The 13,125-nt window shown below is 63.6% G+C and carries 14 protein-coding genes and 1 pseudogene; 3 read left to right on the plus strand and 12 right to left on the minus strand.

Translation table 11 applies throughout. The annotated features are described in order from the left end of the window. Nucleotides 1–46: 46 nt before the first annotated feature. Nucleotides 47–1,006, plus strand: coding sequence for a LysR family transcriptional regulator (locus tag DPM35_RS29150; protein ID WP_112130855.1), 960 nt, complete (start codon nucleotides 47–49; stop codon nucleotides 1,004–1,006). Here the strand turns inward: DPM35_RS29150 and DPM35_RS29155 are convergent. From DPM35_RS29155 to trbB, 11 genes are read right to left on the minus strand one after another with little or no spacing between them, the layout of a single operon-like run. Continuing rightward, entirely contained in the window at nucleotides 1,003–1,227 is a 225-nt protein-coding gene (locus DPM35_RS29155) for a DUF2274 domain-containing protein (RefSeq protein WP_112130857.1), read from the minus strand. The two genes, DPM35_RS29150 and DPM35_RS29155, sit on opposite strands and share 4 nt — an antisense overlap. 1 nt (nucleotide 1,228) lies before the next feature. Beyond that, nucleotides 1,229–2,374, minus strand: a complete 1,146-nt coding sequence (locus tag DPM35_RS29160; RefSeq protein WP_112131000.1) for a TraB/TrbI/VirB10 family type IV secretion system protein — start codon at nucleotides 2,372–2,374, stop codon at nucleotides 1,229–1,231. Beyond that, nucleotides 2,374–3,423, minus strand: coding sequence for a P-type conjugative transfer protein TrbG (gene trbG, locus DPM35_RS29165; protein ID WP_112130859.1), 1,050 nt, complete (start codon nucleotides 3,421–3,423; stop codon nucleotides 2,374–2,376). Before trbG ends, DPM35_RS29160 begins: the two co-directional genes overlap by 1 nt. Continuing rightward, nucleotides 3,420–4,109 carry a conjugal transfer protein TrbF gene (gene trbF, locus DPM35_RS29170; protein WP_112130860.1) on the minus strand — a complete coding sequence of 230 codons (690 nt, stop codon included), beginning with the start codon at nucleotides 4,107–4,109 and terminating at the stop codon, nucleotides 3,420–3,422. Before trbF ends, trbG begins: the two co-directional genes overlap by 4 nt. Nucleotides 4,110–4,112: 3 nt before the next feature. Continuing rightward, the gene (gene trbL, locus DPM35_RS29175) at nucleotides 4,113–5,489 is read right to left on the minus strand and encodes a P-type conjugative transfer protein TrbL (RefSeq protein ID WP_112130862.1); all 1,377 of its coding nucleotides are present in this window, start codon (nucleotides 5,487–5,489) and stop codon (nucleotides 4,113–4,115) included. A 2-nt stretch (nucleotides 5,490–5,491) separates the two neighbouring features. Further along, nucleotides 5,492–5,815 carry a putative entry exclusion protein TrbK-alt gene (trbK-alt, locus tag DPM35_RS29180; protein WP_112130865.1) on the minus strand — a complete coding sequence of 108 codons (324 nt, stop codon included), beginning with the start codon at nucleotides 5,813–5,815 and terminating at the stop codon, nucleotides 5,492–5,494. Between the two features lie 11 nt (nucleotides 5,816–5,826). After that, the gene (gene trbJ / locus DPM35_RS29185; protein WP_112130867.1) at nucleotides 5,827–6,585 is read right to left on the minus strand and encodes a P-type conjugative transfer protein TrbJ; all 759 of its coding nucleotides are present in this window, start codon (nucleotides 6,583–6,585) and stop codon (nucleotides 5,827–5,829) included. After that, the gene (trbE, locus tag DPM35_RS29190; protein ID WP_112130869.1) at nucleotides 6,582–9,038 is read right to left on the minus strand and encodes a conjugal transfer protein TrbE; all 2,457 of its coding nucleotides are present in this window, start codon (nucleotides 9,036–9,038) and stop codon (nucleotides 6,582–6,584) included. The genes trbJ and trbE overlap by 4 nt, the downstream gene beginning before the upstream one ends. 10 nt (nucleotides 9,039–9,048) lie before the next feature. Continuing rightward, the gene (locus tag DPM35_RS29195) at nucleotides 9,049–9,330 is read right to left on the minus strand and encodes a VirB3 family type IV secretion system protein (protein WP_112130871.1); all 282 of its coding nucleotides are present in this window, start codon (nucleotides 9,328–9,330) and stop codon (nucleotides 9,049–9,051) included. Continuing rightward, nucleotides 9,330–9,662, minus strand: coding sequence for a TrbC/VirB2 family type IV secretion system protein (locus tag DPM35_RS29200; RefSeq protein ID WP_112130874.1), 333 nt, complete (start codon nucleotides 9,660–9,662; stop codon nucleotides 9,330–9,332). Before DPM35_RS29200 ends, DPM35_RS29195 begins: the two co-directional genes overlap by 1 nt. Then, entirely contained in the window at nucleotides 9,659–10,642 is a 984-nt protein-coding gene (gene trbB, locus DPM35_RS29205) for a P-type conjugative transfer ATPase TrbB (RefSeq protein WP_112130876.1), read from the minus strand. The genes DPM35_RS29200 and trbB overlap by 4 nt, the downstream gene beginning before the upstream one ends. 303 nt (nucleotides 10,643–10,945) lie before the next feature. On the opposite strand from trbB, the gene DPM35_RS29210 reads away from it, so the two are divergent. Next, on the plus strand, nucleotides 10,946–11,200 hold the full coding sequence (locus DPM35_RS29210; protein ID WP_112131002.1) for a helix-turn-helix domain-containing protein: 255 nt from the start codon (nucleotides 10,946–10,948) through the stop codon (nucleotides 11,198–11,200). Beyond that, complete coding sequence (locus DPM35_RS29215; RefSeq protein ID WP_112130878.1) at nucleotides 11,200–12,510, plus strand: type II toxin-antitoxin system HipA family toxin; 1,311 nt, start codon at nucleotides 11,200–11,202, stop codon at nucleotides 12,508–12,510. Before DPM35_RS29210 ends, DPM35_RS29215 begins: the two co-directional genes overlap by 1 nt. A gap of 174 nt (nucleotides 12,511–12,684) precedes the next feature. On the opposite strand, the pseudogene DPM35_RS29220 reads toward DPM35_RS29215, so the two are convergent. After that, a pseudogene (locus tag DPM35_RS29220) lies at nucleotides 12,685–13,121 on the minus strand (CopG family transcriptional regulator). Nucleotides 13,122–13,125: the final 4 nt, after the last annotated feature.

Raw genomic sequence — 13,125 nt, forward strand, 5'->3', positions numbered from 1 at the left:
GATCACGTCGGACCGATGAAGGCGCTTCGAGAAAGGGCTGCAAAGGATGGAGTTGCTGCAGAGCGGCCTGAAGCTCCGACAACTGCAGGTCTTTCGAGCGGTGCTGCGGGCCGGATCGACGAGGCAAGCAGCTATCGCGCTCGGGATTAGCCAACCAGCGGTGAGCCAGCACATCAAGCAGCTTGAGGCGCTCCTCGGCATCACGCTATTTGAAAGATCAACCAACCGCATCGTCCCGTCACGGGAGGCCTGGGAACTTCTGCGCAACGTCGAATTGGCTTTGACGTCCCTGGATCGACTGGAAGCGTCGATCTTCGCAATGAAGAACGAAGAGAGGCAACAGATCGCGATTGCCGCACCCGCGGTGTTCGGTTTTGTGACCTTGCCGAAGGTCGTTGCGACAATCCATTCGAAGACCGGTTCGAGTGTCCGGTCAATTTCGGGAAACTATCGCCAGGTGGGCGAGCATATTCTGTCCGGCCGAGCCGACCTTGGTATTTCTCGGCTGCCTTTGGATCCTCGCCTGTTTGAATGGGCGCCCATCGGTTCGGCTCACAACGTCTGCATCTTTCATCCAAAGCATCGCTTCTCAAGGAAAGCGTGTGTCGAAGCGAGTGACCTGGCAGGCGAAACGATCGTCGACATCGACCCCGAATTCGCGGCACACCAGATGAACTTCAACGCCTTGCGCTTCGCAGGAGTCGAGCCGGACATACTCGTAGAATATGACTCCAACGGCTACGAGGTCGGATTCGTTTCGGCTGGCCTTGGCGTATCCATCACCAATGAGATCATTGCGCGCGAGTATGCAGCGTTCGATCTGGAAGCAAGACCGGTCGACCCGTCTGCGCTCTATCACTACGTGGCCATCTGGCAGCGGGGCAGGACGTTTTCCAGCACGTTGGAGATGTCTCTCGACGCAATCCGATCGGCCTTCGCAAACTGTCTCCCGGCGAACGACATTGCACGGGATACGGATCGTCCTGCTTTAACGGCCCGGCGCTAGACCTTTCGCTCATGTCTCGCCTTTGCAAAGCCGCGATCCGTAGCCATGAAACGCTCGAGCATCGGCACGATCAGGCGCACGGGATCGGTAGGCGGCTGTCCCGCTTCGCGTCCAAGAATCTCGGCATATCTGGCAAGGTCGCGGTGCAGCGACGCTGGCAGTTCCACAGTGACTTTGACCGGCTTGTCATCGGCGATTGGCCCGAGTTTCAGCTTGGCCATTTCAGTCTCCGTAGGGTTCGAGCACGAGATCGCGGGTGGCGATCACGCGAACCGGAAATCCGGGCCGAATGGTGAGTGTCGGCGCTATCTCGAGCTGGCGCTGGACGATCTGCTGGCCGACCTGGCTGACGCTGTCGGAAGCGCCGCTGCGCAAAGCGCGCACGATGTCGCTCTCCTGGCCAGACGAGCCAGCCTCGGCTCCGACGCTCAGTATGGTGGAGAGAGCGGCGGCCTTGAACACTTCGCCCCAGTGGTAGTTCACACCGTCCTCGAGGCCGGCATAGCCCTCGGCGTCCGCGCCAGGCTGGCGCTCCAGAACGATGGAGCGGCCATTCGGGAAGATCAGCCGGTTCCAGACGAGCAGAACCCGGCGCTGCCCGAAACCGACCCCGCTATCGTATTGACCAATGACGCGGGTGCCTTGCGGGATAAGGAGCGCGCGACCGGTCGGACTGTCGTAGACGTTTTCAGTCACCTGCGCGGTGACCTGGCCGGGCAGGTCGGAGCGAATGCCGGTTATCAGTGCCGCGGGGATGACGGCGCCGGCCTGAAGGACATATGGCGATGCCGGGGGCATGACGCGGTCGGGCGCCACTGTCTGTCGGTCGGCCGCCGCGTTCAGGAATGCCAGTTGGCGATCCTGCGCCGTCTGGCCTCCTGTGATGCCGGACCCGGCGAGATCCGGCGCGGCGCTATTGCCAGGTCCCTCGGTCGCGGCTGCGGTCACCGCTCCCGTCTGGAAAAAGACGCGCGACGTCCGGGCGGCCTCCTCTTCAGCCAGCCGGCGTTGCTCGGCCTCGTCGACTGTGGGTGTAGCAATGGTTGGAGGAACAACGGGGTGGCCTTTGTTCTGGGCGTCGAGCATCGGCCGGCCGAGATCGCCGGGCAGCGGCGGCCCAAGGATCGGGCCGGTATAGTCGCGCGGTAGGCTGGCGAGGCCATCGGCGGGCTGCCGATTGGATGTCGAATAGAGTTCTTCGCCGCGCCTGCCTGAATCGCGTGTCTGAAGCGCGTATATCAAAGCGCCACCGATGCTGAGCGACGCAAGGACCCCGATCCCGGCTAGCACCTTTCGAGACAGGCGGGTGATACGCGGCGGATCTGCCCGAAGCCTCATCGGCTGAGCCACGGTTTCTTTCTCGCTCATCATTCCTGCCCTCCCCTCTGCCTTGGTGCATTCTTGATTTTCTGCGCTGCGGGAAAATCCGGCATCCACGACAGGTGAGGCGTTCTTGCCCCATCGACGCGGATTATCCGGACGATCTGTTGGCGTTTGCCGCCGCCAAGACGCAGCTCCGCGGCGCCAAAAAGGCGGTCAACGATCAGGATGTTCTGGTAGACCCGACCGTTGGCGATCTCGGCCTCGCCGTCCGGACCGATGATGAAGATCGGCGGCATCTCGCCCTGTACGATGCCTTGCGGAAACTCGACATAGACGCGCCTGCCGTCGTCGTAGACAGCGACGGGCTTCCAAGGCGGCGTGTCTCCTTTGAGGCCATAGCGGTAATTGCGCGCCGCGAGGATCGGGATCGTCGGCGTTGCGGGGCCAGTCTGTCGCTCGGCGGATCTGGTCGGATACGCCCATGCCACGGCCGGCATGTAAGACTTCCCGTCCGCCCGCAGCTCGATCATGTAGCTGCGACGATCGGTGGTGATGACGAGATTGGTGGAGATGTCCGCGCGTGAAGGCTTCACCAGCACATGGACTCGACGGCCAGCACCCGATCCGCTCTCGGTATCGCCGATGATCCAGCGCGCGGTGTCGCCTGCCGCGATCGGACCTGTGCCCATCAAGCTCTCGCCCGGCTCGAGCGCAATGTCCGTTATCTGACCCGGCGCTGCATAAACTTGGTAGAGCGCCCCTTCGCTCCATGGATAGATCTGAATGGCATTGTAGTAGCCCTCGCGCCGCGGCTGGACACGGGCTGCCGCGTTGGCGCTCTCGACTTGCGCCGTCGGGGTATTGGCCTCGGCACCGCCGCGCGCCGGAGCCCAACCTGGCGGAACCCGCAGCGGTTTCGGCTTCTCATCGGTCGCTGGGACCGCCGGCAATGGCGGAACGTAGGAGTCGTAAGCAATCCGCGGCGGCTTCTGAGGCGTGGCGCAGCCAGCGAGCACGGTCCCCGAAAGCAATACCGCCGCGATTGCATGTCGACGGAATGCAGGCGTGATCGAACCCCGAAAGGCCAGGTTCATTGGCTCATCTCCCGCGACCAGTTGATGGCGTTGACGTAGATGCCGAGCGGATTGGCTTTTAGCCGTTCGGCGTCATTCGGCGGCTGGATGACAATCGTCAGTATTGCGGTCCAGTGCTCGGTGACGGAGAGCTGGCCATTTTCGTAGCGACGCTCGGTCCATGCGACGCGGAAGGAGTCCGGCGAGGCGCGGATGACCGAAGAGACCTCAACGGCGACCTGCTGCTTGCCGACCTTGGCGAAAGGTTCGTTGGCGCGGGCATAGTCGTTGAGCGCCGCCGCGCCCTGGTCAGTGGTCCATTCGTAAGCACGCAGCCAGTCCTGGCGCACGATAATCGGATCGGCCGGGATCGATCGGACCTGCTCGATGAAGCGGGCAAGATGCCAGGCGATTTGGGGATCGGTCGGCTTATAGTCGGCGGTCGCGGGCGCGACCGTCTGCGCCTGCCCTAAAGTATCGACCTGGACGACCCATGGCACGACCGAGCCACGGGCCGACTGCCAGATAAGCGAGGCGGCAAGGCCAGCCGACACGATCAGTGTTCCGAAGGCCATGGCTCGCCAGTTCCTCGCCTGGACGCGAGCTGAACCGATGCGCTCGTCCCAGATCTGCCCTGCCCTCTGATAGGGAGTCTCCGGTTGAGGTGTCTTGCCGTAGTGAACGGCGGGTCGTCGAAAGATGTTCATGGATCACTTGCCTTCCGAGAGAGAAATGGAGGCTCCGCCGCCATGGGCCTCACCGGTGCGGACGGCGTGAGCTGTGGTCTGAACGCCGTGAGACAGGCGCTGGGATCGCTGCATGCGTTTGGCCCAATCAGGCGGGCTTTGCGCCACACCCGTGGCCTGAGTGGTGCTGCCGAACATCGGATCGTTGCCCGACGTCGCGGCTCCACCCACCGTTCCCAGCGTTGACGACCCACCGGTGGCCTCGAAGGCAGCACCAGCGCCGGCGGCAAAGCTCGATTTCATCGATTGGCTGGCCCGCTCCGCGACGCGCCTGAGCGGCGAGGCGGCGGCCGACATGCCGGCGCTTGCAACGCCGCTTAGGCCGGAGGCGACGCCGGCGGCGCCAGCCTGGCCGGCGGAACCCAGTGCATAGGCAGTCGATGCGCCGCCGGCGAGGTGCGAGCTGCCTCGGGCCGCGGATGTCGCTCCGGAGAGAACCGCCGCCCCGCCTCTTGTGGCAAGGCCGGCAGCCCCGCCAGCGACAAGCGCCATGCCGCCGGCGGCGAGACCGGTGCCGACGGCGGCGCCAGCGCCAAGCTGTGGCCCACCGGAGACGAGACCGTTTGCAATGCCGGGGCCGAATATGCCGAGACCAAGCAGCGACAGCGCCGCCAGCACGATCGCCATGGCTTGATCGATGGTGGGGCTTTCGCCGCCGAACCCTTGGGTGAACTCGCTGAACAAGGTCGAGCCGATGCCGATGACCACGGCAAGCACGAGCACCTTGATGCCGGAGGAGATGACGTTGCCGAGAACGCGTTCGGCCATGAAGGCCGTCTTGCCGAAGAGGCCGAAGGGGATCAGCACGAAACCGGCCAGCGTCGACAGCTTGAACTCGATCAGCGTGACGAAGAGCTGCACGGCCAGGATGAAGAAGGCGAGCAGGACGAGCGCCCAGGCGAAGAGCAGGCAGGCGATCTGGATGAAGTTCTCGAAGAAGGACACATAGCCCATCAGCCCGGAGATGGCCTCGAGCAAAGGCCGTCCAGCGTCGAGGCCGGTCTGCGCCACCTTGCCCGGGCGTAAGAGATCCTGGACCGAGAAGCCGGTACCGCTCGCCTTCAGGCCGAGGCCGGAGAAGCTTTCGAAGACGATCCTGGCAAGGCTGTTCCAGTTGGAAATCAGATAGGCGAAGACGCCGACGAACAGCGTCTTCTTGACGAGCCGGGCGAGGATATCGTCATCGGCGCCCCAACTCCAGAAAAGGGCCGCAAGCGTCACGTCGATGACGATCAAAGTGGTGGCGACGAAGGCGACCTCGCCGCCGAGCAGGCCGAAGCCGCTGTCGATGTATCGGGTGAAGGTGCCGAGGAACTGGTCAATGATGCCCGTATTGCCCATGCCTATCGCACCCCCGGCACGGTTGAATCCGGCGACTGCGGGGTGATCGGCTCTGAAGCCGACCTTGCAAACGGCGCTTTGGAACCGAGGAACCTGTCTCGCTGTTCGGCCCACAAGCGCAAACAATCACTGTCGCGTAAAGCAGCCTCACCTACCACCTGGCAGTGGCGCAGGCTCTCGCGGCGCGGGCTCCGAGACATCTCCGCCACCTCGGGCACTGCCGAGCCCGACCTGTCCTCCTTGCGGGTCATCTCGACTGCTGTCACGGTGACTGCGATGCCGACGAAAATCGCGGCGGTAATGCGAACGAGCGCCTTGCCATCCACTGTCGTGATCCTCAGCGGTTGAACATTGAGGCGTTGCCAGCCTGGTAGCCGGAGCCCGCAGCGAGGAAGCGGCGGCGCTGCTCGCGGCCCTGTTCGGCCGCCGCAGCCCGCTCGGCGTCGGTCAGCGCCTGGGCGCGGCCGTTGGCAGCGACTACCGCCGTGAGGTCCGCGAGTTGCTGGGCCTGAAGTGCCAAGAGTTGGTTGCCGGCCTGCGTTGCCTGGAGCGCGCCGGTCGCCGATTGGCTGGCCCCCACCAGCGACGACATCTGCGCGCGATTGGTGTCGATATTTCCGACGACGCCGGCCTGCACGCGCATGGCGTCCTGAAGACCACCGACCGTGTTCTGCCAGCGCGAGCGCGCGTCAGCGACGAGTTGCTGATCCGACGCGGAAAGGGATGCGCTGCCATATTGCTGCTGGAAGACCTTGTCGACCTGCTGGACGTCAAAGGCGATGTTCTGCGCCTGGTTGAGCAATTGCTGGGTGCGCTGCACCGATTGCTGCAATTGTTGGAGAGAGGAGAAAGGCAGGCTCGCAAGGTTGCGGGCCTGGTTGATCAGCATCTGGGCTTCGTTCTGCAGCGATGTGATCTGGTTGGTGACCTGCTGGAGCGATCTGGCAGCCGTCAGCACATTCTGGGCGTAGTTCGACGGATCGAACACGATCAAGGCGTGCGCCGGCCTGACAAGCATGGGCGATGTCGACAGGGGCAAGGCGAGCATAGCCGCGGCCAGCGTAAGGGCGCGTGCGCGGATGTGACGAGTAGTCATAACTGGGGCTCCTTTTCAGGTTGCGGAACGGAGGGTGGCGGGGCGGAGATGAGGTCGGCGGCCCAGGCAACGTTTCGGGCGCGCAGCCATGCCGCCAGGAAACCGTCACGGGGGTTTTCGGCGGCAACGTTGGCGATGAGAGCCTGGTCGGTCCTAGATGAAGCGGCGCAGAGCGCGAGACCGATCTCGGACAGGCCGAGCTCGAACAGGCGGTTGCCGCGCCGCGACTGGCAATAGTAGTCGCGCTTTGGCGTCGCGCGCGCCAGAATCTGGATCTGGCGATCGTTGAGGCCGAAGCGGCGATAGATCGCGGTGATCTGCGGTTCGACCGCGCGCTCGTTGGGCAGCAGCAGCCTTGTCGGGCAGCTTTCGATAATCGCCGGCGCGATGCCGGAGTTGTCGATGTCCGATAGTGACTGGGTGGCAAAGACGACGCTGGCGTTCTTCTTGCGCAATGTTTTCAGCCACTCGCGCAACTGGCCGGCAAAACCCTCGTCATCAAGGGCGAGCCAGCCCTCGTCGATGATCAGAAGAGTCGGCCGCCCATCGAGCCGGTCGCCAATGCGGTGGAACAGGTAGGACAGAACAGCAGGTGCTGCGCCGGTGCCGACAAGGCCCTCGATTTCGAAGGCTTGCACGGATGCCGCGCCGAGATGCTCGGCTTCGGAATCGAGCAGCCGGCCGTATGGACCTCCGACGCAATATGGCCGTAGGGCCTGCTTCAGGTCGTTCGCCTGCAAAAGCACGCTTAGGCCCGTGATGGTGCGCTCCTCGATCGGCGCTGAGGCAAGCGAGGTAAGCGCGGTCCAGATATGCTCCCTAGCCTCCGGGTTGATTGGGATCCCTTCACGCGTAAGGATCGCAACGATCCAGTCCGCCGCCCAAGCGCGTTCATAAGTGTCGTGGATGCGAGCAAGAGGCTGGAGCGCGACGGAAGTATCGCTGCCCTCGGTCAAGCCACCCCCGAGATCATGCCAGTCCCCGCCCATGGCGAGTGCTGCGGCGCGGATCGAGCCGCCGAAGTCGAAGGCGAAGACTTGGGCCCGCGCATAGCGTCGGAACTGCAGCGCCATGAGCGCAAGCAGCACGGACTTGCCTGCGCCGGTTGGCCCAACCACCAGGGTGTGGCCGACATCACCAACATGCAGCGACAACCGGAACGGGGTCGAGCCCTCGGTCTTGCCGTATAGCAAGGGAGGACTAACGAGGTGCTCGTCCCGTTCCGGCCCCGCCCACACGGCAGAGAGGGGGATCATGTGGGCGAGATTGAGTGTCGAGATCGGCGGCTGGCGGACGTTGGCGTAGGCATGCCCGGGCAGCGAGCCAAGCCAGGCATCGACGGCATTGACCGTTTCCAGCATGGCGGTGAAGTCCCGACCCTGAACGACTTTCTCGACAAGGCGCAGTTTTTCTTGCGCCAAATGCGGATCCACGTCCCAGACCGTGATGGTCGCGGTAACATAGGCCATGCCCGAGACGTCAGCGCCGAGTTCCTGCAATGCGAGGTCGGCGTCCGCGGCCTTGTTGGCGGCGTCTGTGTCGACGAGCACGGACGCCTCGTTCGTCATGACTTCCTTCAGGATCGCGGCGATGCTCTTCCTCTTGGCAAACCATTGCCGGCGGATCTTCGTCAGCAGCCTGGTGGCGTCGAACTTGTCGAGCAGGATCGCGCGCGTCGCCCAGCGATAGGGGAAGGCGAGCCGGTTCAGATCGTCGAGCAAGCCCGGCGTCGTCGCGGTCGGAAAGCCGACGATGGTGAGAACGCGCAGATGCTGGTCGCCAAGGCGCGGCTCGAGTCCGGCAGTCAACGGCTGCTCCGCCAGCAGAGCATCGAGATAGATCGGCGTCTCCGGGACGCGCACCCCATGGCGTTTCGTCGAAACCGTCGAATGCAGATAGGTCAGCGTCTCGGTGTCATCGAGCCATTGGCATTCCGGCATGAGGCCGTCGAGAAGGGACAGAACGCGATCCGTGCGATCGGCAAACGCGCGCAGGATCTCATGAGGATCCACGCCGGACTGTTCTCGCCCCTCGTAGAGCCAGGTCTCCGCCCGCGCCGCATCCTCAGCCGGCGCCAGGTAGAGGAAGGTGAGGAAGTAGCTCGATATGAAGTGAATGCCCTCCTCCTCGAAGTCGGCTTTGCGCTCGGCGTCGACCAGGCCGGAGGCGGGATCGGGAAATTGGCTATCGGGATAGGTCGCCGCCTCATGGCGCTGCGCCTCGACGAAGATGCTCCAACCGGAACCCAGGCGACGGAAGGCGTTGTTAATGCGCGAGGCGACCGCCACCAGTTCCGCCGCTACGGCGGAATCGAGATCAGGTCCGCGAAACTTCGCGGTCCGTTGAAAGCTCCCGTCCTTGTTCAACACGATGCCGGGTGCGGCGAGCGCGGCCCAGGGCAGGTAGTCGGCAAGGCGGTTGGCGGCGCGGCGAAATTCGGCAAGGTTCATCATGGCCGCGCCCTCATACCGACAGGTGGCTGGGGAGGCGCAGATGCCTCCGGACGACGTCAACGAAGAGGGGATCGCGCCTAGCTGCCCACACGGCCGCGAAATGTCCGAGCGCCCAGAGGAGGAGGCCGACCAGCCAAAGCCGCAGGCCGAGACCGACCGCGCCGGCAAGCGTGCCGTTCATGATCGCGATGGAGCGAGGCGCGCCAGCGAGCAGGATGTGCTCGGTCAGTGCCCTGTGAACGGGGACGACGAATCCCGGCACCGCGTCGATCTGTTCGAAAGCGGCCGCCATCAGATCAGTGCTCCGCCGCCAAACGAGAAGAACGACAGGAAGAAGCTGGACGCCGCGAAGGCGATCGACAGGCCGAAGACGATCTGAATAAGCCGTCTGAACCCCCCGGACGTATCGCCGAAAGCAAGCGTCAAACCGGTGACGATGATGATGATCACGGCGATGATCTTGGAGACCGGGCCTTCGATCGACTGAAGGATCTTCTCCAGCGGCTGCTCCCACGGCATCGAGGACCCGGCGGCATTGGCGGCCGGGGCGGCCACAAGACTGATGAAAAGGGTCGTGCCTGCGGCGGCGATATGCCGGTGGCCTCGCGAGAAAACGCGGATCATGAATCGTCTCCTTGTTGGTCGTAGGCAAATCGGAAGGTGCGATAGTCGCCGTCGGGGCCGAGTCCTTCGACGCGGGTGAGTTCGGTGAGCCGCCTAGCCGAACCGCGCCCGGATAAAACGGCAACGAGGTCTATGGTTTCGGCGATCAGGGCGCGCGGAACCGTGATGACGGCTTCCTGGATGAGTTGCTCGAGACGACGCAAGGCGCCGATGCCGGAGCCGGCGTGGATCGTGCCAATGCCGCCGGGATGTCCGGTGCCCCAAGCCTTCAGAAGGTCGAGGGCCTCGGCGCCACGCACCTCGCCGATTGGGATGCGATCAGGGCGCAGGCGCAGCGAGGAGCGAACAAGGTCGGAGAGCGTGGCGATGCCATCCTTTGTTCGCATGGCGACAAGATTGGGCGCGGCGCATTGCAGCTCGCGCGTGTCTTCGATGATGACTACGCGGTCGGGCCCTTTCGCCACCTCGGCGAGCAGGGCATTGGTCAGCGTCGTCTTGCCGGTGGACGTACCTCCGGCAACCAGTATGTTTGCCCGAGTAACGACCGCTGCACGCAGCGCCACCGCCTGTTTGGCGGTCATGATGCCCGCGGCCACATAGTCGTCGAGCGTGAAGATTGCCACAGCGGGCTTGCGTATAGCGAAGGCTGGCGCGGCAACGAGCGGCGGCAGAAGCCCCTCGAAGCGTTCGCCGGTGTCCGGCAGTTCGGCCGAGAGGCGCGGGGAGCGCGAATGCACCTCCGCGCCAACATGGTGGGCGACAAGACGGATGATGCGCTCGCCGTCGGCCGCCGACAGCACTTCGCCCGTATCGGCCAAACCTGCGGACAGTTGATCGACCCAGATACGGCCGTCCGGGTTCAGCATCACCTCGACGATGGCGGGATCGTCGAGCAGCCGCGTGATGGAGGCTCCGAGCGCCGTCCGCAGCATGCGCGAACTGCGCGCGCGTCCTTCCGTGTTGTTGTGCAAAGCTGCCATTTTGTCCCCGTTTCGGCCGGGAACAGCTCAGGCGGTCCCCGGTCGGGGATGATTAAGAGAACGGTATTTTGGGTCGCTGCAACAGGTTTATCGAGGCGTCGTAGCGTGGCGTGTAAAGACAGGAGAAGGGCGGTGCTTGCGCTTACAGCCTTTCCGTTGGATTTGGGACTTCAATGGCAGGGGTCATACGCGATTGCGTATATCCCTATTTTATACGCATTTGCGTATTGATAGAATTTATACGCGACCGCGTATATTGACAGATCATACGCGAATGCGTATATGGCGCTGCGGAGACTTATCATGACCGACCAGATCGCTCGCAATGAAAAGCAACTCGGCGCCATTCTGCGCCGCGCCCGCCGACAGGCCGACCTCACGCAAGAGGCGCTTGGCAATCAAATCCACCTGCGCCAGGCCACGGTGTCCCGCCTTGAAGCCGGTGAGCCAGCGGTGCAGCTCAGCACTCTGATGGCCGCTCTCTCAGCCCTCGACCTTGAGCTCGTGGTTCGCCCACGCAGCAAGGGCAGCGCCGCCGAGATCGAGGACCTGTTCTGATGGCGCGGCGGCCGATTCACTCGCCGCTGAATGTATTCCTGAACGGGCGCCTGGTCGGTGTGCTGCGCAGGGAATCGACTGGCGCAATAGACTTCCGGTACGCCGGAGAATGGCTGGACTGGCGCGGTACCTTCCCGGTCTCGCTCTCGCTTCCCTTGCGAGAGGACCGCTATATCGGCGCGCCTGTGATCAACGTCTTTGATAACCTGCTTCCCGACAACGACGCCATCCGCAAGCGCGTGGCCGAACGGGTCGGCGCGGAAGGCACCGACGCCTACAGCATGCTCGCCGCCCTCGGCCATGACTGCGTCGGAGCGCTGCAGTTCCTGCCCGACGGGGTCGATCCGGGCAATCCTGGCAGCAGCGAGGGCAAGCCAGTCAGCAAAAAGGACGTCGCTGGAATAATCGAAAACCTTACCGCCGCGCCTCTCGGCCTCGGCGAGGATGAGGATTTCCGCATTTCGATCGCCGGCGCCCAGGAAAAGACGGCGCTCTTGCGCAAGGACAGGCGCTGGTTCAAGCCAATCGGCACGGCGGCGACCACCCATATCCTGAAGCCGCAGATCGGCCGGCTGCCCAACGGCATCGACCTCTCCAACAGCGTCGAGAACGAGTATCTGTGCCTCAAGCTCCTCGAGGCGTTCGGCGTGCCTGCCGCCAAGACGGAGATCGCGGATTTCGGCGAGCGCCGCACACTGATCGTCGAGCGCTTCGATCGGCTTTGGGCCCGCGACGGCCGCCTCCTTCGGCTGCCGCAAGAGGATATGTGTCAAGCGCTGTCAATGCCGCCGACGCGAAAATACCAATCAGAGGGCGGTCCCGGCATCGTCGAGATTGTCGAACTTCTGAAAGGCAGCGATACGCCCGAAGACGACATCGCGGTTTTCCTGCGCGCTTGCATCGTATTCTGGCTGATCGGCGCGACCGACGGCCACGCCAAGAACTTCAGCATTTTTCTCGGGCCCGGCGGGCGGTTCCGCATGACACCGCTCTACGACGTACTGACCGCGCAGCCCAGCCTTGACGCCGGGCAGATCCCTCGCAAGAAATTCAAGCTTGCGATGTCCGTAGGCAAGAGCCGGCACTATTCGATGCATGAAATTGTGCCCCGCCATTTCGTGCAGACCGCCGAGGTTGCAGGCGTGGGGACATCCCTGATGCGCAAGATCTTCGAAGATATCGCCGCAAATGCCGAGAGGTGGGCCGACGTTGTGATTTCCAAATTGCCGCGTCACTTTCCCGCGCAACTCGTCGAGTCTGTCAGGGCAGCAATAGCCAGGCGCGCGATGCTTCTCTCTGAGACCTACTGATCGAGTTCCAAGGACGCCATCATGCGCGCAAGCCAGATGCGCCGGGCACGGTCAAGGATGCGCGGAGCCTCGAAGCAGTGGCCATACCAGCGCCAGCGACTGTCACCTGCCACGGGCGCCCTACCGCCAAATCCCGCGGTGCTGCCACACCGATGTCGCGCGCCGCAGCTAAGACTACCTTTTCTCGACGTCCACCGGATCGATATCTTCCGAAATCTCCTGCCGCAGCTTTGGGCCCTTTGCCAGCCGCCTGCCCAGAGCGGTAACGAAGGCTTCATAGCGTTCGGCCGCCAGGCGCGCGCCGCTTGGGCGGCAGGCTCCGGCAATGCAGGCGTAGTCGCGAGCCAGAAACGAACGAAGACTGCCAAGGTCTCGATGGCTATTCCGATGTCCCGCTCCTGCCGGATCAGTCGGCGATCGATCTGGTCCAGACGCTTGGCAACCGCCGCTTCGCGCCGTTCATCCGCGTCCGGCGACAAGAACGAAGCGATCGCGGCTTCGGCGATCATGGATTGGGGTCGATTGCGCCGCGCAGCGTAGTCGGCGAGCATCTTCATGATGGCCTGATCGAGATAAACCGAGATTTGCGCTTTCTTCTTGCGGCTGACCATGGCG

This window comes from Mesorhizobium atlanticum (genome assembly GCF_003289965.1).
GTDB classification, from domain to species: Bacteria; Pseudomonadota; Alphaproteobacteria; order Rhizobiales; family Rhizobiaceae; genus Mesorhizobium; species Mesorhizobium atlanticum.